Annotated in this window: 13 protein-coding genes and 2 tRNA genes; 11 read left to right on the top strand and 4 right to left on the bottom strand. The window is 60.4% G+C overall.

The genetic code is table 11. The annotated features are described in order from the left end of the window. Nucleotides 1-29: 29 nt before the first annotated feature. The 4 genes from AB4O08_RS10025 to AB4O08_RS10010 form a co-directional block, all read right to left on the bottom strand. Nucleotides 30-1595 (bottom strand): ABC transporter permease, encoded by a 1566-nt coding sequence (locus AB4O08_RS10025; RefSeq protein ID WP_010213603.1) that lies wholly within the window; start codon nucleotides 1593-1595, stop codon nucleotides 30-32. Further along, nucleotides 1595-2620 (bottom strand): iron ABC transporter substrate-binding protein, encoded by a 1026-nt coding sequence (locus AB4O08_RS10020; protein ID WP_460114841.1) that lies wholly within the window; start codon nucleotides 2618-2620, stop codon nucleotides 1595-1597. The genes AB4O08_RS10025 and AB4O08_RS10020 overlap by 1 nt, the downstream gene beginning before the upstream one ends. Nucleotides 2621-2764: 144 nt before the next feature. After that, nucleotides 2765-2851 (bottom strand) — tRNA-Leu (locus AB4O08_RS10015). Nucleotides 2852-3003: 152 nt separating this feature from the next. Further along, nucleotides 3004-3090, bottom strand: a tRNA-Leu gene (locus AB4O08_RS10010). Nucleotides 3091-3315: 225 nt separating this feature from the next. Here AB4O08_RS10010 and rnr point away from each other — a divergent pair. The 11 genes from rnr (at nucleotide 3316) to AB4O08_RS09955 (ending at nucleotide 17969) form a co-directional block, all read left to right on the top strand. Further along, complete coding sequence (gene rnr / locus AB4O08_RS10005) at nucleotides 3316-5943, top strand: ribonuclease R (RefSeq protein ID WP_021493243.1); 2628 nt, start codon at nucleotides 3316-3318, stop codon at nucleotides 5941-5943. Continuing rightward, nucleotides 5940-6701, top strand: a complete 762-nt coding sequence (rlmB, locus tag AB4O08_RS10000; RefSeq protein ID WP_137211603.1) for a 23S rRNA (guanosine(2251)-2'-O)-methyltransferase RlmB — start codon at nucleotides 5940-5942, stop codon at nucleotides 6699-6701. The genes rnr and rlmB overlap by 4 nt, the downstream gene beginning before the upstream one ends. Before the next feature lie 309 nt (nucleotides 6702-7010). After that, nucleotides 7011-7433, top strand: a complete 423-nt coding sequence (rpsF, locus tag AB4O08_RS09995) for a 30S ribosomal protein S6 (protein ID WP_003236224.1) — start codon at nucleotides 7011-7013, stop codon at nucleotides 7431-7433. A 28-nt stretch (nucleotides 7434-7461) separates the two neighbouring features. Beyond that, nucleotides 7462-7692, top strand: a complete 231-nt coding sequence (rpsR, locus tag AB4O08_RS09990; RefSeq protein WP_002551829.1) for a 30S ribosomal protein S18 — start codon at nucleotides 7462-7464, stop codon at nucleotides 7690-7692. A gap of 36 nt (nucleotides 7693-7728) precedes the next feature. Then, on the top strand, nucleotides 7729-8622 hold the full coding sequence (locus AB4O08_RS09985; protein ID WP_010213598.1) for a YybS family protein: 894 nt from the start codon (nucleotides 7729-7731) through the stop codon (nucleotides 8620-8622). Nucleotides 8623-8640: 18 nt separating this feature from the next. After that, a complete protein-coding gene (gene rplI / locus AB4O08_RS09980) occupies nucleotides 8641-9087 on the top strand; it encodes a 50S ribosomal protein L9 (RefSeq protein ID WP_003171376.1) in 447 nt (148 codons plus the stop codon). Between the two features lie 109 nt (nucleotides 9088-9196). Beyond that, complete coding sequence (dnaB, locus tag AB4O08_RS09975; protein ID WP_010213597.1) at nucleotides 9197-10594, top strand: replicative DNA helicase; 1398 nt, start codon at nucleotides 9197-9199, stop codon at nucleotides 10592-10594. Between the two features lie 96 nt (nucleotides 10595-10690). Next, complete coding sequence (locus AB4O08_RS09970; RefSeq protein WP_010213596.1) at nucleotides 10691-12994, top strand: YgiQ family radical SAM protein; 2304 nt, start codon at nucleotides 10691-10693, stop codon at nucleotides 12992-12994. A gap of 118 nt (nucleotides 12995-13112) precedes the next feature. After that, complete coding sequence (locus AB4O08_RS09965) at nucleotides 13113-14045, top strand: NAD synthetase (protein WP_021493241.1); 933 nt, start codon at nucleotides 13113-13115, stop codon at nucleotides 14043-14045. Then, complete coding sequence (locus AB4O08_RS09960; protein WP_010213594.1) at nucleotides 14042-14491, top strand: hypothetical protein; 450 nt, start codon at nucleotides 14042-14044, stop codon at nucleotides 14489-14491. Before AB4O08_RS09965 ends, AB4O08_RS09960 begins: the two co-directional genes overlap by 4 nt. Before the next feature lie 187 nt (nucleotides 14492-14678). Beyond that, complete coding sequence (locus tag AB4O08_RS09955; protein WP_010213592.1) at nucleotides 14679-17969, top strand: transglutaminase family protein; 3291 nt, start codon at nucleotides 14679-14681, stop codon at nucleotides 17967-17969. The last annotated feature ends 129 nt before the right edge of the window (nucleotides 17970-18098 follow it).

The following is an 18098-nucleotide window of genomic DNA, read 5'->3' as shown; positions in this document are numbered from 1 at the left end:
GGGAGTCGGGCTTGCCCGCGATAGCGGTCTCAGCGGCTCAGGTATATCCGCGTCGTGAGCACATACACCGGCAACCCAGACACCAGGATCAACAGTGCTGCATAGGGCGCCGCCGCCGCGAATTCCACATTCGAGGTGTGCGCCCACACCGCCGTCGCCAGGGTATTGAGCCCGGTCGGACTGAGCAGCAGCGTCGCCGTCAGTTCTTTCATTGCATCCAGGAATACCAGTGCAAATGCTGCGCCGAGCGCCGGGAAGATAATCGGCAAGGTCACCCGGCAAAATGCACTGAACGACGAGGCGCCCAGCGTGCGCGCAGCGTCTTCAAGCTGCGGCGCAGCCTTGTTCAACGCTGTGCGAATCGGCGCTTGGGCCAGCGGCAAGAACAGCAGCGCATAAGCAATCAGCAACAGCGCGGAGGTCTGGTACAGCGCCGGCACATAGTGCAGGGCGAAATACACCAGGGTCAGTGCAATCACCAGGCCTGGCAGGGCGTGCAGGAGGTACGGTAGGCGTTCGGCCCAGATCGCCAGCCGGCCCTTGTAGCGCACCACCAGCAACCCGACCGGTACGGCCAATACCAGGCACAGCGCGGCGCCTGCCAGGGACAGCGCCAATGAGGACAGCAACGCCTCGCCGATCTCCGCCACCGGGAATGCTGCGGAAGATCCCACTGCCAACCAGTAACCGAGCATCCCCAGCGGAATCCCGCTGCCGATGATCGCCAACGCCAGGCAATACACCTGGCCCAAGGGTGCCCACTGACCCAGTCGAACCTGCTCCGCATGCCGCGCCGCGCCCTGACCGATACGCACATGCCGGCCCTTGCCGCGGACCCGCAATTCCAGCCATAGCAGCGTCAGGCACATCACCAACAGCACCGCCGAGAGCATCGCGGCGTTGGCATTGCTGAATTCCAGTTCGAACTGCTGGTAGATCGCGGTGGTAAAAGTTTGCAAGCCGATGATCGACAGCGCGCCGAACTCCACCAGCATATGCAGTGCAATCAATAATGCCCCGGCCAGTAGCGACGGCCACAGCAGCGGCAATGTGATGCGAAAGAACACGCCCCAGCGATTCAGCCCCAGGGTGCGGGCCGACTCCTCCAGGGAGGGGTCAAGATTGCGCAGGGTCGCTGCCACCGGCAGAAAAACCAGCGGATATTTCGACAGGCTCATCACCAGGATGGCGCCGCCGAGCCCTTCGAAACTCGCGCTCAGCGACACCCAAGTGAAGCTGCTGACAAACGCCGGTACCGCGAATGGCAGGCACAGGATCACGCCCCAGATGCGTCGCCCTGGCAGGTTGCTACGCTCCAGTAGCCAGGCCAGGGACAGGCCGATTACGGCGCACGTGACCGTCACCCCGACCATCAACGCCAAGGTGTTGCGCAGCAACCCGAACACATACGGCCGCCATAGCAGGTGTACCGCTTCCGCCCAGCCGGCCTGCCAGGCTTTGAGCCCGACATAGGCCAGCGGCAGCAGGCTCAAGCCGACCAAAAACAGCACCGGCAACAACAGCCAGATCGACGGTCGCTTGGGCCTTGGGCTGAAACCCCCGCGCAGGGCGGGGGCGGGTAGCGATGGGTTCATCAGTTCAAGCCAACGTCACGTTCCAGGTCCAGGGCTTCTTCGGCGTTGCCCAGGTCGGCAGGGGTGACTTTCGGCGGTTGCAGCTCGCTGAAAGGCTTGAGGCCGCGGTTGGATTCCATGCCTTTGCGCAGAGGGTACTCGGCCGAGGTGTTGGTGATCACGCGCTGGCCTTCTTCGCTGACCATGAATGCCAGCAGTTGCTGGGCTTCCTTGGGATGCTTGCTGGACTTCAGCGCCGCCGCCGAAGACACCGTGATCAAGCCACCAGCATCGCCATTGGTGAAGTAATGCAGTTGGGAATCCAGGTTGGTTTTTTCTTTTTTCAGGGCGAACCAGTAGTAGTTGTTCACCAGCACGGTAGCCACTTCGCCATTTTCAACAGCTTTGAGGGCGACCATGTTGTTGCTGTACACCTTGCCGAAGGCGCGCAGGCCGGTCAGCCATTCTTCGGCGGCTTCACGACCGTGCAGCTTGATAATCGCCACGGCCTGTTCCTGGAAAGCGCCGCTGGTGGGCACGAAGCCGACCTTGCCTTGCCACTCGGGGCCGGCGAAATCCAGGACCGATTTCGGCAGGTCTTTTTCAGCGATCAGTTTCGGGTTGAAGGCTACAACGCGAGTGCGCGCGGTCACGCCCATCCAGTCGCCATTGGCGCCGACATAATCCTTGGGTAATACATCGAGGGTGCTGGCGTCGATTTTCGCCAGCAGGCCTTGTTCGCCGAGTTTGTTCAGCGGTGGCGATTCTTCGGTGTAGATCACGTCGGCAGGCGAGCGGTCGCCTTCTTCAACGACCTGGCTGGCGAGCTGATTACTGCTGCCCTTGCGTACGTTGACATGAATGCCGGTCTTGGCCTCGAAGGCTTTGGCGAGTTCATCGCCGACTTCTTTGTGCTGGCCGTTGTACAAGGTCAGGGAAACCTTGTCGGCGGAATAAGCGGTGGGCGAGAGCAGGGTCAGGCCGAGCAGAGTGAGGGTCAGGCCACGCAGAAGAGATGTCTTGAGACGGGTATCGCGGATGGTCATCCGAAGTTTTCCTCGCTTATGTGCAACAAATCATTGCAAGGATAAACGATAAAGCTTCTCAGGTGCGGGCGAGGGGCAAATCGCTGGGGAAGTTTTTCAGGCCAGGAAACGAAAAAACCCGCTTTCGCGGGTTTGATCTGAATTTGGTGCCCAGGAGAAGACTCGAACTTCCACGACCTTGCGATCACCAGCACCTGAAGCTGGCGTGTCTACCAATTTCACCACCTGGGCATTATCAGCAACGCTTGCGCTGTTGATGGAACGAACTATACGGAGGCCTTTTTGATCTGTAAACCCCTGATTCGAAAAAATAAATCAAGTTTTCCGTTAAAAATCAAAGGCCTGAAACGAAAAAACCCGCTTTCGCGGGTTTAATCTGAATTTGGTGCCCAGGAGAAGACTCGAACTTCCACGACCTTGCGATCACCAGCACCTGAAGCTGGCGTGTCTACCAATTTCACCACCTGGGCATTATCCAACAACGTTGCCGTCGTCGATGGCGCGCACTATACGGAGGGGTCATTAAGCTGTAAACCCCCGCCACGAAAAAATCCTGGAAAATTTCGCCAATGGTCGTGCAAGCTGCTCGTCGGGGGCTGCAAAGGGCTTTTAAAGGCTTGTTGGCGTCTGAAATTTCCCGTTTCAATACGCGTATGCCAAACTAACCCGCATATAGACAAGGTGAAAACTCTCTAATGGCCGATTGGCAGTCCCTCGATCCCGAGGCCGCTCGTGAAGCGGAAAAATATGAAAACCCTATTCCTAGCCGCGAACTGATCCTGGCGCATCTCGCCGATCGGGGTTCGCCTGCTAGCCGCGAGCAGTTGGTTGAAGAATTCGGTCTGACCACCGAAGACCAGCTCGAAGCCCTGCGCCGCCGTTTGCGTGCCATGGAGCGCGATGCTCAACTGATCTATACCCGCCGTGGCACTTACGCGCCTGTGGATAAGCTCGACCTGATCCTGGGGCGCATTGCCGGCCATCGTGACGGCTTCGGTTTCCTGATTCCGGATGACGGCAGCGACGACCTGTTCATGAGCCCGGCGCAAATGCGCCTGGTGTTCGATGGTGACCGTGCCCTGGCGCGCGTTTCCGGCCTGGACCGTCGCGGTCGCCGTGAAGGCGTCATTGTCGAAGTGGTATCCCGCGCCCACGAGTCCATCGTTGGCCGTTACTTCGAGGAAGGCGGCATCGGCTTTGTGGTGCCGGATAACCCGAAGGTCCAGCAGGAAGTGCTGATCACGCCGGGCCGTAATGGCGCCGCCAAGGTCGGCCAGTTCGTTGAGGTGAAGATCACCCACTGGCCAACGGCGCGCTTCCAGCCACAGGGCGACATCGTTGAAGTGGTCGGCAACTACATGGCGCCGGGCATGGAAATCGACGTTGCGCTGCGCACCTACGATATTCCTCACGTCTGGCCCGAGGCTGTGCTGAAAGAAGCCGGCAAGCTCAAGCCAGAAGTGGAAGAGAAAGACAAAGAAAAACGCATCGACCTGCGCCATCTGCCGTTTGTCACCATCGACGGCGAAGACGCCCGCGACTTCGACGATGCGGTCTACTGCGAGGCCAAGCCCGGCAAGCTGCGCCTGTTCTCCGGGGGCTGGAAGTTGTTCGTCGCGATTGCCGACGTGTCCAGCTACGTGAAGATCGGTTCGGCCCTGGATAACGAAGCCCAGGTACGCGGCAACTCCGTGTACTTCCCTGAGCGCGTGATCCCGATGCTGCCTGAGCAGCTGTCCAACGGCCTGTGCTCCCTGAACCCGAAAGTCGACCGTTTGGCCATGGTGTGCGAGATGACCATCTCGAAAACCGGCGAAATGACCGACTACCAGTTCTACGAAGCGGTGATCCACTCCCAGGCGCGTCTGACCTACAACAAGGTCAGCACCATCCTGGAAACGCCGAAGACCAGCGAAGCCAAGGCTCTGCGCAGCGAGTACGCTGATGTGGTGCCGCACCTCAAGCAGCTTTACTCGCTGTACAAGGTGTTGCTGGGCGCACGTCATACCCGTGGCGCGATCGATTTTGAAACCCAGGAAACCCGGATTGTCTTCGGTTCCGAGCGCAAGATTGCCGCGATCACCCCGACCACGCGTAACGATGCGCACAAGCTGATCGAGGAGTGCATGCTGGCGGCCAACGTGGCCACGGCTGAATTCCTGAAGAAGCATGAGATTCCTGCGTTGTACCGTGTGCACGACGGTCCGCCGCCTGAGCGTCTGGAAAAACTGCGCGCCTTCCTCGGAGAGCTCGGCCTGTCCCTGCACAAAGGCAAGGACGGCCCGACGCCGAAGGACTACCAGGCTCTGCTCGCCAGCATCAAGGACCGTCCGGATTACCACGTGATCCAGACCGTCATGCTGCGCTCCCTGAGCCAGGCGGTGTACAGCGCCGACAATCAGGGCCACTTCGGCCTGAATTACGAGGCGTACACCCACTTTACCTCGCCGATTCGTCGTTACCCGGACCTGCTCACGCACCGCGCGATCCGCAGCGTGATCCACTCCAAGCAGAACACGCCGCACGTCAAGCGCGCCGGTGCGATGACCATTCCGAAGGCACGGATCTATCCGTACGACGAAGCGGCCCTGGAACAGTTGGGCGAGCAGTGCTCCATGAGCGAGCGCCGTGCCGACGAGGCCACCCGCGACGTGGTGAACTGGCTCAAGTGCGAGTTCATGAAAGATCGTGTGGGCGAGACCTTCCCTGGCGTGATCACGGCCGTGACCGGCTTTGGCTTGTTTGTCGAGCTGACCGACATCTACGTCGAAGGCCTGGTGCATGTCACCGCCTTGCCGGGTGACTACTACCACTTTGACCCTGTGCATCACCGCCTGGCGGGCGAGCGCACCGGCCGTAGCTTCCGCCTTGGCGATACCGTGGAAGTGCAGGTCATGCGTGTCGACCTCGACGAACGCAAGATCGACTTCGGCATGTCTGACAAGCCAGCCGAATCGCCTGGCAGCCGTAAAAAGCGTGGCAGCGAACCGGCCAGTAAAGGCAAGGCTGCGCCCGCTAAGGCAACGGCCGCCGAGCCTGCGCCAGCCAAGGCCGGTCGTCGCTCGTCGACCAAGGAAAAGGCCCCCGAAGCCTACCGCCCAAGCGACGCTGCGGCGAAAAACGCCGAGCTGCGCAAGAGCCGCGAGTTGAAGCAGCAGTTGCTCAACGAAGCCAAAAGCGGTGGTAAAGCGGCGTCTGGGGGAAAGTCCCGCGGGGCGGAAAATCCGTCGAGCAAGCCTAGTAAACACCGTAAAGGCCCGCCCAAAGCGGGTTCGGCTCCCGCGAAAAGCGGCGGGTCGCGCAAACCTAAGGCCAAGTCATGAGTCTGGAAAAAATCTACGGCGTCCACGCCGTAGAAGCACTGCTGCGTCACCACCCTAAACGCGTCAAGCAAGTGTGGTTGGCAGAAGGCCGCAGCGAGCCGCGCGTGCAAGCGTTGGTCGAGCTGGCGACCCAAAACAAGGTTGCCATCGGCCAGGCCGAGCGTCGCGAAATGGACGTATGGGTCGAGGGCGTCCACCAGGGCGTGGTGGCGGATGTCAGTCCGAGCCAGGTCTGGGGCGAGGCGATGCTCGACGAGCTGCTCGACCGTACCGAAGGTGCGCCATTGCTGCTGGTGCTGGACGGCGTGACCGATCCGCACAATCTCGGCGCCTGCCTGCGTTCGGCGGACGCTGCCGGTGCGCTGGCGGTGATCGTGCCTAAAGACAAGTCGGCGACCCTGACACCCGTCGTGCGTAAGGTCGCATGCGGCGCGGCGGAAGTGATTCCGTTGGTGGCTGTGACCAACCTGGCGCGCACGCTGGAGAAGCTCCAGCAGCGCGGCCTGTGGGTCGTGGGCACGGCCGGAGAGGCCGAGGTCAGTATTTATGACCAGGACCTCACCGGCCCGACCATCCTGATCATGGGGGCTGAAGGCAAGGGCATGCGCCGCCTCACTCGCGAGCATTGCGATTACCTGGTGCATCTGCCGATGGCCGGTAGCGTCAGCAGCCTCAACGTGTCGGTCGCCACCGGCGTGTGCCTGTTCGAAGCCCAGCGCCAGCGTGGCGCCAAGGCCAAGGCCAAGGCCAAGAAGTAATCCCGAGCCTGGCACAGAACCAAAATGTGGGAGGGAGCTTGCTCCCGATTGCGGTGTATCAGTCAGCTGATGTTTGGCTGACACACTGCTATCGGGAGCAAGTTCCCTCCCACATTGGTTTCCGGTGTCAGTAACCATTGTTCAAATAATCACCAATCACCTTGCGCCGCTTCTCCCCCTTCTCTACAATTGCGCCCCTTGCCTTCCAGGCGGGCACCGATGTGCCTCCCCGTGGCAAGATCCATAAGTGTCATTCACTCCTTGTCTGACCGTTTTTGAGCGGCAGGCTACAACCCGTAAGGAGCATTCATGCGTCATTACGAAATCATCTTTTTGGTCCACCCGGATCAAAGCGAGCAAGTCGGCGGCATGGTTGAGCGTTACACCAAGCTGATCGAAGAAGACGGCGGCAAAATCCACCGTCTGGAAGATTGGGGCCGTCGTCAACTGGCCTATGCAATCAACAATGTTCACAAGGCTCACTACGTGATGCTGAACGTTGAGTGCACTGGCAAGGCCCTGGCCGAGCTGGAAGACAACTTCCGCTACAACGATGCTGTGATCCGTAACCTGGTCATCCGTCGCGAAGAAGCCGTTACCGGCCAATCCGAGATGCTCAAGGCTGAAGAAAACCGCAGTGAGCGCCGTGAGCGTCGCGACCGTCCTGAGCACGAAGGCGCTGATAGCGCTGATAGTGATGACAGCGACAACAGCGATAACGCTGACGAGTAATCCACGGACCTTTTAAGGAGCCTATCAAATGGCACGTTTCTTCCGTCGTCGTAAATTCTGCCGCTTCACCGCTGAAGACGTGAAAGAGATCGATTACAAAGATCTCAACACTCTGAAAGCCTACGTATCCGAGACCGGCAAAATCGTTCCAAGCCGTATCACCGGTACCAAAGCACGTTATCAGCGTCAGCTGGCCACCGCTATCAAGCGCGCCCGCTTCCTGGCCCTGCTGGCCTACACCGACAGCCACGGCCGCTGAGACCGGGCAGTCGACAAGTAGTAAGGGATTGAATGCATGCGCGCCTTAGCTGAGTTCATCATGCGCGGTCGTGTGCAGGCCACTCTGGTAGTGGCTGGATGTGCAGCATTGCCGTTGTTGTATTGGTTGGGTGCTGCCGCTGGATGCCTTGTGCTCCTGCGGCGCGGTTTGCAGGATGCCATTGGCGTCCTGGCCCTGGGAGTCGTGGCTGCCTTGATCTGGTGGCTGCAACTGGGCGAACCCAAAGTGCTTCTGGTGCTGCTGGGGTCGTCGAGCCTTGCGTTGGTTTTGCGCGCAAGTGAGTCCTGGGTCCGCACGCTGCTGGTCAGCGTGGCACTGGGGTTGGTGTTTTCGGTGTTGATTGACGCGGCTTTCCGCCCGCAGATCGAGGCGCTGTCGCAAGAGATCGTCAAGATCCTGCCGATGGCCCTCGGGGAACTCTACCAGCAGCTGTCGGTAGAAGAGCGAGCGCGACTGGCAACGCTGATTGCACCGGCCCTGATCGGCCTGATGGCGGTAATGATGCAGATCGTCAGTTTGCTGAGCCTGATGCTTGGGCGTTATTGGCAGGCGTTGTTGTACAACCCGGGTGGTTTTGGTCGCGAGTTTCGCAGTATCAGAATCCCCGTGGGCCCGGCGATGTTGCTGCTGGCACTTATGGTGGTCGGACCGTACTTCGGTTCACACGCCGCCTTGCTGGTGCTGTTTTGCAGCGTACCGCTGGTGTTTTCCGGACTGGCCCTGATGCATGGGCTGGTCGCGCAGAAGCGCCTGGCCAAGTTCTGGCTGGTGGGGATGTACGTAACGATGCTGGTGTTCATGCAACTGATCTATCCGTTACTCGTGGTTTTGGCCATTGTCGACGGCCTGATTGATTTTCGCGGTCGTCTGGCGCCGAAAGACGCCGATAACGCGAACGGTGAAGGTTAAAAGTTAGAGGATTTTCACATGCAACTGATCCTTCTGGAAAAAGTCGCCAACCTGGGCAACCTGGGCGACAAAGTGAACGTTAAGGCCGGTTACGGTCGTAACTACCTGCTGCCATACGGCAAAGCCACCGCTGCAACCGCTGCCAACCTGGCTGCGTTTGAAGAGCGTCGTGCTGAGCTGGAAAAAGCAGCAGCAGACAAAAAAGCTTCGGCCGAAACTCGCGCTGCCCAACTGGCTGAGCTGGAAGTGACTATCACTGCCACCGCCGGTGACGAAGGCAAGCTGTTCGGTTCGATCGGCACCCACGACATCGCTGATGCACTGACCGCCTCCGGCGTTGAAGTGCAGAAGAGCGAAGTTCGTCTGCCGAACGGCACCATCCGCAACGTAGGCGAATTCGACGTAGCCGTGCACCTGCACGCCGAAGTTGAAGCCACCGTACGCGTTGTCGTGGTAGCAGCTTAAAGCAAGCTAACTGACTGGCACCCCCGGTGTCAGGCGGTTAACATCGGGCACGATCCTGTTTACAGGTCGTGCCTTTTGTTTTTCTACACACCCCTAATTCCAAGTGGCCATGAACGATATTTCAGCTCCTGAGCAATACGATCTGCAAACCGCTGCCCTGAAGGTGCCGCCGCATTCCATCGAGGCCGAACAGGCTGTGCTCGGTGGTTTGATGCTGGACAACAACGCCTGGGAACGCGTGCTGGATCAAGTCTCGGACGGTGACTTCTATCGCCATGACCACCGCCTGATTTTCCGCGCCATCGCCAAGCTGGCCGACCAGAACTCACCTATCGATGTGGTGACCTTGGCCGAGCAACTGGACAAGGAAGGCCAGACCTCCCAGGTCGGCGGCCTCGGCTACCTCGGTGAGCTGGCGAAAAATACGCCGTCCGTCGCCAACATCAAGGCCTACGCCCAGATCGTTCGCCAGCGGGCCACGTTGCGCCAACTGATCGGCATCAGCACCGAGATTGCCGACAGCGCCTTCAACCCGGAAGGGCGCACCGCCGAAGAGATCCTTGACGAGGCCGAGCGCCAGATCTTCCAGATCGCCGAGGCCCGCCCGAAAACCGGCGGCCCGGTGGGCGTCAACGAGCTGTTGACCAAGGCCATCGACCGTATCGACACGCTGTTCAACACTGACGCGGCCATCACCGGTATTTCCACCGGCTACACCGACCTCGACGAGAAGACCAGCGGCCTGCAGCCGTCCGACTTGATCATCGTCGCCGGTCGTCCGTCCATGGGCAAGACCACCTTCGCGATGAACCTGGTGGAAAACGCCGTGTTGCGCAGCGACAAGACCGTCCTGGTTTACTCCCTGGAGATGCCAGGTGAGTCGCTGATCATGCGTATGCTCTCGTCCCTGGGGCGTATCGACCAGACCAAGGTGCGTTCCGGCCAGCTGGAAGACGACGACTGGCCGCGCCTGACCTCAGCGGTCAACCTGCTCAATGACCGCAAGCTGTTCATCGACGACACCGCGGGCATCAGTCCTTCGGAAATGCGTGCACGTACCCGCCGCCTGGTGCGTGAACACGGCGACATCGCGCTGATCATGATCGACTACTTGCAGTTGATGCAGATCCCGGGCTCCAGCGGTGACAGCCGGACCAACGAGATTTCCGAGATCTCTCGGTCCTTGAAAGCCTTGGCCAAGGAATTCAATTGCCCGGTGGTGGCGCTGTCCCAGCTCAACCGTTCCCTGGAACAACGTCCCAACAAGCGCCCGGTGAACTCCGACTTGCGCGAATCCGGAGCGATCGAGCAGGACGCCGACGTGATCATGTTCGTGTACCGCGACGAGGTGTATCACCCCGAGACCGAGCACAAGGGCATTGCCGAGATCATTATCGGCAAACAACGGAACGGTCCCATCGGCTTTATCCGCCTGGCGTTCATCGGTAAGTACACCCGCTTCGAAAACCTCGCGCCAGGCAGCTACAACTTCGACGACGACGAATAACCCGTCTGCTCAATTCCGACCATTACCGTCGGAATTGGTCAAAATTTGTGCTATATTCCGCGCCCGCGATTTTCCATCTCAACACCGGTCACCGTCATGCAAACAGCCAAGCCGTTATTTGACTATCCCAAGTACTGGGCCGAATGTTTCGGTCCAGCGCCATTCCTGCCCATGAGCAGGGAGGAGATGGATCAGCTTGGCTGGGATTCCTGCGACATCATCATCGTCACCGGTGATGCCTACGTTGACCATCCGTCGTTCGGCATGGCGATCATTGGCCGGTTGCTGGAGTCCCAGGGCTTCCGCGTCGGGATCATTGCCCAGCCGAACTGGCAGTCCAAAGACGACTTCATGAAGCTCGGCGAGCCGAACCTGTTCTTCGGCGTCGCGGCCGGCAACATGGACTCGATGATCAACCGCTACACCGCCGACAAGAAAATCCGCTCCGACGACGCCTACACCCCTGGCGGCATGGCCGGCAAACGCCCGGACCGCGCCAGCCTGGTGTACAGCCAGCGTTGCAAGGAAGCCTACAAGAACGTGCCGATCGTACTCGGCGGCATCGAAGCCTCCCTGCGCCGCATCGCTCACTACGATTACTGGCAGGACCGTGTGCGCAACTCGATCCTGATCGATGCCACCGCCGATATCCTGCTGTACGGCAACGCCGAGCGTGCGATTGTCGAAGTTGCCCAGCGCCTGTCGTGGGGTCACAAGATCGAAGACATCACCGACGTGCGCGGCACCGCGTTCATTCGTCGTGATACGCCGGTGGGTTGGTACGAAGTCGACTCCACGCGGATCGACCGTCCGGGCAAGATCGACAAGATCATCAACCCGTACGTCAACACCCAGGACACCCAGGCCTGCGCCATCGAGCAGGAAAAGGGGCCGCAGGATGATCCGGAAGAAGCCAAGGTCGTACAGATCCTGGCCAGCCCGCGCATGACCCGCGACAAGACCGTGATCCGCCTGCCATCGGTGGAAAAAGTGCGCAATGACGCGGTGCTCTACGCCCACGCCAACCGCGTGTTGCACCTGGAAACCAACCCAGGCAACGCGCGCGCCCTGGTGCAGAAGCACGGTGAAGTGGACGTGTGGTTCAACCCGCCGCCCATCCCGATGACTACCGAAGAAATGGACTACGTGTTCGGCATGCCTTACGCACGTGTTCCGCACCCGGCGTATGGCAAGGAAAAGATCCCGGCCTACGACATGATTCGTTTCTCGGTGAACATCATGCGTGGCTGCTTTGGCGGCTGCACCTTCTGCTCCATTACCGAGCACGAAGGTCGTATCATCCAGAACCGTTCCGAAGAGTCGATCATCCGCGAGATCGAAGAGATCCGCGACAAGGTCCCAGGCTTCACCGGCGTGATCTCCGACCTCGGTGGCCCGACCGCGAACATGTACCGCATCGCCTGCAAGAGCCCGGAAATCGAATCCGCGTGCCGCAAGCCGTCGTGTGTGTTCCCGGGTATCTGCCCGAACCTGAACACCGATCACTCGTCGTTGATCCAGCTCTACCGCAGCGCCCGTGCGTTGCCGGGTGTGAAGAAGATCCTGATCGCCTCCGGCCTGCGCTATGACTTGGCTGTTGAGTCGCCGGAATATGTGAAAGAGCTGGTTACCCATCACGTGGGTGGCTACCTCAAGATCGCCCCGGAACACACCGAGGAAGGTCCGCTCAACCAGATGATGAAGCCGGGCATTGGCAGCTATGACAAGTTCAAGCGCATGTTCGAGAAGTACACCAAGGAAGCGGGCAAGGAGCAGTACCTGATTCCTTACTTCATCGCCGCCCACCCCGGCACCACCGATGAGGACATGATGAACCTCGCCCTGTGGCTCAAGGGCAACGGCTTCCGTGCGGACCAGGTGCAGGCGTTCTATCCGTCGCCAATGGCCACTGCCACCGCGATGTACCACTCAGGCAAGAACCCGTTGCGCAAGGTCACCTACAAGAGTGACGCGGTGACCATCGTCAAGAGTGAGGAACAGCGCCGCTTGCACAAGGCCTTCCTGCGTTACCACGATCCGAAAGGCTGGCCGATGCTGCGTGAAGCGTTGACCCGCATGGGCCGCGCCGACCTGATCGGGCCGGGCAAGGACCAACTGATCCCGCTGCACCAGCCGGCTACCGACAGCTACCAGAGCGCGCGTCGCAAGAACTCGACGCCAGCCGGTAGCCATAAGGTCGCCAAGGAAACCACCACCAAGATCCTCACCCAGCACACCGGGCTGCCGCCACGTGGTAGCGACGGCAGCAACCCGTGGGACAAGCGTGAGCAAGCCAAGGCCGCGGCCCAGGCGCGCAACAAGCAGGCCGCCAAGGAGCGCGCCGATGCGGCCAAGGGCAAGGGCGGCAAGCCTGCGCGCAAGCCGGTCGTGCCGCGTTGATCGCAGCCTGAACATGCAAAACGCCAGCCTTGTGCTGGCGTTTTGCTTTCTAGCCGGTGGGTAGGCCGTTTGTTAAGGTGGCGCGCACGGCCACCACCCCTTTCAAGGAAGAACACTTATGAGCAACCCCCTGCTCAATATCGGCATGGATTCCAACCGCTCCCAATTCATGGCGCGCCAGCGCATCGAAAGCCAGATCAACCTGCCGCGCCTGTTCGCGGCCATCGACGCCGACCCCGGCATTGTCGGCGCGGGTGTCGTATATATCGATGCCGATTTCAACGTGATCACCCTGCGCGAGTTCAAGCCTATCTGCAGCATCAGGCCCAAGCGCATTATTTTGCGCGAGGCGCAGAAGTACATTTCGCCTGCGCAGTTTGTGGAACAAGTGAAGACCGATCCTCGGGAAGGACGCCTTCAAAAAGAGGCGTTTGATATGGGCCTTTCCTGTGGTGCGGCGGTAATCGGTTGGATTGTGGTGTTCAGCGGCAGTGTCGCCGTACCGTTCACGGCCGGTGCCAGTGCATTTGTGGTTGGCATTGGTATCACGGCGGCGCTGGCCAGCAGCGCGCAATGTGGGTTTGGTGTGGCGCGTACGTATAACGAAGTGCTTGATCCTGATGCCAATGACCGTATGGACGACGCCGAATGGTACGGCGCCGTTTCACCTATCCTCGATGCGGCCTCTTTGGTGGGCATTGGCACGGGTGCGTTGACTACCGTCAGGCTGCTCAAGGCCAACAAGGCCGCAGCATTGGGCAAGAGTTGGTACGAACTGCTCAAGGGCCTGAGCCGCCAGGAACGCAAGAAGTTGACCAGGGAACTGCTTAGCCTCAGGGACCCAAGCCTGACGCCCAAGCTACTCAAATTGCAGCAGCGCGCCGGCAAGATGACAAAGAGCTACAGTTCCACGGAGATCCGTCATGCCACCTTGACCCAACTCAAGGATGCCCTGGGCGGGCTCTTGGGTATCTGGGGCAGCCATAGAACGGGCCACGTAGGCACTGCCGAGACCATCGCCATTGGCCTGTACGAGGACTTGACGGAATGAACGGCTTCCCCGAGATGGGCAGTTTCCTCGCGCGCTATTTCCCCGTATTCATGGGGACGATTTTCATGGCGATCTTTTCCGGCTCCGCTGCGGTTTCCATGGCTGGCGTGACCTATTTGCGCGGCCTTGATCCCGCGCTCAAAGCCAACTATTCAATAGGCGCAATATTGGTACTGGTGGCGGTGCTGGTCTTTGGCAACGTCATGATCGCCCGCGGCTATCCCTGGGCTACGCGGCTGGTGGCGGCTTACTTGGGCGTTTGTCTGTTGTTCGTACTGCCAATGATGCAATACGATCTCAACATGCTGGTCTATGGCTCGGCTGTACTCTTTCCGCTGTTGGGGTTACTGCTGCTCAACAGCAAACGCCACCGCGAAATGCGCAAAAAACTGTTCGAGATACGCCACCTGCGCCAAGCCGCAATCGCAAGGCGCAAAACCCGTTGATTGAGTAGATTCACCACCCATCCTCATACTGGCGCCACAAATGTGTGCGGCTCTTGCACCGTGGCACGTACGTTGGCGCCGTTTTGGTGCTGTACTGCACCGGGTCTTACGATAAAGCGCAATGACCGCCGCTCTGGCATAAGTCTTGCGCGCTTTGTTCCCACGCCCTGGCTCGCAGGAGGCCGCCGTGTCGATTCATGTCGCGTTGCACCACGTTACGCATTACCGCTACGACCGCGCGGTCGAACTCGGCCCGCAGATTGTGCGTTTGCGCCCGGCGGCCCATAGCCGCACGCGGATTTTGTCCTACGCGCTGAAAGTGCTGCCCGAGCAGCATTTCATCAACTGGCAGCAAGACCCCCAGGGCAATTACCTGGCGCGGTTGGTGTTTCCGGAAAAGACCGACGAGCTACGCATCGAAGTCGACCTGGTCGCCGAGATGGCGGTATTCAACCCGTTCGACTTTTTCCTCGAACCCTACGCCGAAAACATCCCCTTCAGCTACGCCGCCGATGAGCAGCGCGAACTGGCGCCGTACCTGGAAACCTTGCCGCTGACGCCGAGGTTTGCCGCCTACCTGGCCGGAATAGACCGCACGCCGCTGCCTGCCGTGGACTTTCTGGTGGGCCTCAATCAACGCCTGGCGGCCGATATCGGCTACCTGATCCGCATGGAGCCGGGTGTGCAAACCCCGGAGTTCACCCTGGAGAACGCCTCCGGCTCCTGTCGCGATTCGGCCTGGCTGCTGGTGCAGTTGTTGCGCAACCTCGGCTTGGCCGCACGATTTGTGTCCGGCTACTTGATCCAATTGACCGCCGACGTCAAAGCGCTCGATGGCCCGTCCGGTACCGAGGTGGACTTCACCGACCTGCATGCCTGGTGCGAAGTGTATCTGCCCGGCGCCGGCTGGATCGGCCTGGACGCCACCTCCGGGCTGTTTGCTGGTGAGGGCCACATACCATTGGCCTGTAGTCCCGATCCATCTTCGGCGGCACCGATCAGTGGGTTGGTGGAACCGTGTGAGTGCGAATTCACTCACGAGATGTCGGTAGAGCGGATTTGGGAAGCGCCGCGCGTCACCAAGCCCTACACCGAAGAGCAATGGCTGGCGATCCAGGCCTTGGGCCGTCAGATCGATGGCGACCTGCTCAAAAACGATGTACGCCTGACCATGGGCGGCGAACCGACTTTCGTCTCCATCGACGATCCCGACGGCGCCGAATGGAACACTGCCGCCCTTGGCCCGGACAAGCGCCGGTTATCCGCCGAGCTGTTCCAGCGCATGCGCAAGCACTATGCGCCCAAGGGTTTGGTGCACTTCGGCCAGGGCAAGTGGTACCCCGGCGAGCAATTGCCGCGTTGGTCGCTCAACTGCTACTGGCGCCGTGACGGTGTGCCGATCTGGCACAACAGCGCGCTGATTGCCGATGAACAAGAGGATTATGGCGCGGACGGTGCGCTGGCCGGGCGGTTCCTGGCCAGTGTCGCCGAGCGTCTGAAGCTGCCGGCGCGTTTCGTGTTTCCAGCCTTCGAAGACAATTTCTACTACCTGTGGCGCGAGGGTGCGCTGCCGCAAAACGTCAACGCCCAGGACCCGCGCCTGAGTGACGACCTGGAGCGCGAGCGCCTGCGCAAAGTGTTCAACCAGGGCCTGGATAAAGTCATCGGCCAGGTGCTGCCGCTGGCGCGCACGGCGGCTAATGACCGCTGGCAAAGTGGGCGCTGGTATCTGCGCGATAACCACTGCCGACTAGTGCCGGGGGATTCGCCGCTGGGATATCGCCTGCCATTGGCCTCGCAGCCTTGGGTGACGGCGGCAGAGTACCCGTTTGTGCATCCGACTGATCCTAATCAGGATCAGCCGGAGCTGCCATCCAGTGCGCAGCTGCAACGCCACGGTGAGCCCGCGCCGAGTGATGAGCGCGTGCCCAAGGTGGACGAGTCCGCGGACTGGCTGACTCGCACCGCCCTGTGCGCCGAAGCACGGGAAGGGCGCCTCTATCTGTTCATGCCGCCCCTGGAGCGCGTTGAAGACTATCTGGAACTGGTGGCAGCCATCGAAGCCTCTGCCGAGGAACTGCATTGTCCGGTATTGCTCGAAGGCTATGAGCCGCCAGCCGACACGCGCCTGAGCAACTTCCGCATCACGCCGGACCCGGGCGTGATTGAGGTCAACGTGCAGCCCTCCGCCACCTGGGACGAATTGGTAGAACGCACCGAATTCCTCTATGAAGAGGCGCGGCAAACGCGTTTGACCACCGAAAAATTCATGATCGACGGGCGCCATACGGGCACCGGCGGCGGTAACCACTTTGTGCTGGGCGGCGCGACGCCCAAGGACTCACCGTTCCTGCGCCGACCCGATTTGCTGCGTAGCCTGATCAGCTACTGGCATAACCATCCTTCGTTGTCCTACCTGTTTTCCGGTCTGTTCATCGGCCCGACCTCCCAGGCACCACGGGTGGACGAGGCGCGCAACGACGCGTTGTACGAGCTGGAAATCGCCTTTGCGCAAATGCCTTCGCCCGGCGAGGAATGCCCGCCCTGGTTGGTGGACCGTCTGCTGCGAAACCTGCTGATCGACGTGACCGGCAACACCCACCGCGCCGAGTTCTGCATCGACAAACTCTACTCACCGGACGGCGCCACGGGCCGCCTAGGCTTGCTGGAATTGCGCGCGTTTGAAATGCCGCCCCATGCACGCATGAGCCTGACTCAGCAATTGCTGCTGCGCGCCTTGGTGGCACGCTTCTGGCGCGAACCCTACGCGCCGCCGAAGCTGGCACGCTGGGGCACTGAGTTGCACGACCGTTTCCTGCTGCCGCATTTCATCGAGCAAGACTTTGCCGACGTAATCGTCGAACTCAACGCCGCCGGTTACCCGCTGCGCGCCGAGTGGTTTGCCGCGCACCTGGCGTTCCGTTTCCCCAAAGTCGGTGACTACGCCGTCAACGGGATCGAGCTGGAGCTGCGCCAGGCCCTGGAGCCCTGGCACGTACTGGGCGAGGAGGGCGCGGTGGGCGGTACGGTGCGGTATGTGGACTCCTCTCTGGAGCGCCTGCAAGTCAAGTTGACCGGGCTGCCACCGCAGCGCTACCTGCTGACCTGCAACGGCATCCCGGTGCCGCTGCAAGCCACCGGGCGTGTCGGTGAGTTCGTCGCTGGCGTGCGTTACCGCGCCTGGCAACCGGCCAACTGCCTGCAGCCGACCATCGCGGTGCACGCGCCGCTGGTGTTCGATCTGCTGGATACCTGGATGCAGCGTTCGCTGGGCGGCTGTCAGTATCACGTCGCCCATCCGGGCGGGCGCAATTACGACAGCTTGCCGGTGAATGCCAACGAGGCAGAGAGCCGGCGCATGGCACGGTTTTTCCGGTTGGGGCACACACCAGGCAAGCTTCCGGTGCCGACGGTTGTGGTGAACGATGAGTTGCCCATGACCCTGGATCTCCGGCGTTTCCCCAATAACAACGACTAAATGCAGTTAAAATGTGGGAGCGGGCTTGCTCGCGAATGTGGTCCATCAGCCGATACATGTATTGACTGGCCCACCGCATTCGCGAGCAAGCCCGCTCCCACATTAGATTGCCGTAATTTGAGTTAATCT

The sequence above is a fragment of the Pseudomonas sp. H3_E07 genome (genome assembly GCF_054668895.1).
The sequence above is the reverse complement of the archived record's forward strand: the minus strand, read 5'-3'. Positions and strand labels throughout refer to the sequence as shown.

Bases quoted from the DNA above. Each gene is read 5' to 3' on its own strand.
- rplI (WP_003171376.1), top strand. From the start codon at position 8,641: ATGCAACTGATCCTTCTGGAAAAAGTCGCCAACCTGGGCAACCTGGGC.
- AB4O08_RS09965 (WP_021493241.1), top strand. From the start codon at position 13,113: ATGAGCAACCCCCTGCTCAATATCGGCATGGATTCCAACCGCTCCCAA.
- AB4O08_RS09985 (WP_010213598.1), top strand. From the start codon at position 7,729: ATGCGCGCCTTAGCTGAGTTCATCATGCGCGGTCGTGTGCAGGCCACT.
- AB4O08_RS10020 (WP_460114841.1), bottom strand. From the start codon at position 2,620: ATGACCATCCGCGATACCCGTCTCAAGACATCTCTTCTGCGTGGCCTG.
- rpsF (WP_003236224.1), top strand. From the start codon at position 7,011: ATGCGTCATTACGAAATCATCTTTTTGGTCCACCCGGATCAAAGCGAG.
- rlmB (WP_137211603.1), top strand. From the start codon at position 5,940: ATGAGTCTGGAAAAAATCTACGGCGTCCACGCCGTAGAAGCACTGCTG.
- AB4O08_RS10025 (WP_010213603.1), bottom strand. From the start codon at position 1,595: ATGAACCCATCGCTACCCGCCCCCGCCCTGCGCGGGGGTTTCAGCCCA.
- AB4O08_RS09970 (WP_010213596.1), top strand. From the start codon at position 10,691: ATGCAAACAGCCAAGCCGTTATTTGACTATCCCAAGTACTGGGCCGAA.
- rpsR (WP_002551829.1), top strand. From the start codon at position 7,462: ATGGCACGTTTCTTCCGTCGTCGTAAATTCTGCCGCTTCACCGCTGAA.
- dnaB (WP_010213597.1), top strand. From the start codon at position 9,197: ATGAACGATATTTCAGCTCCTGAGCAATACGATCTGCAAACCGCTGCC.
- AB4O08_RS09960 (WP_010213594.1), top strand. From the start codon at position 14,042: ATGAACGGCTTCCCCGAGATGGGCAGTTTCCTCGCGCGCTATTTCCCC.
- rnr (WP_021493243.1), top strand. From the start codon at position 3,316: ATGGCCGATTGGCAGTCCCTCGATCCCGAGGCCGCTCGTGAAGCGGAA.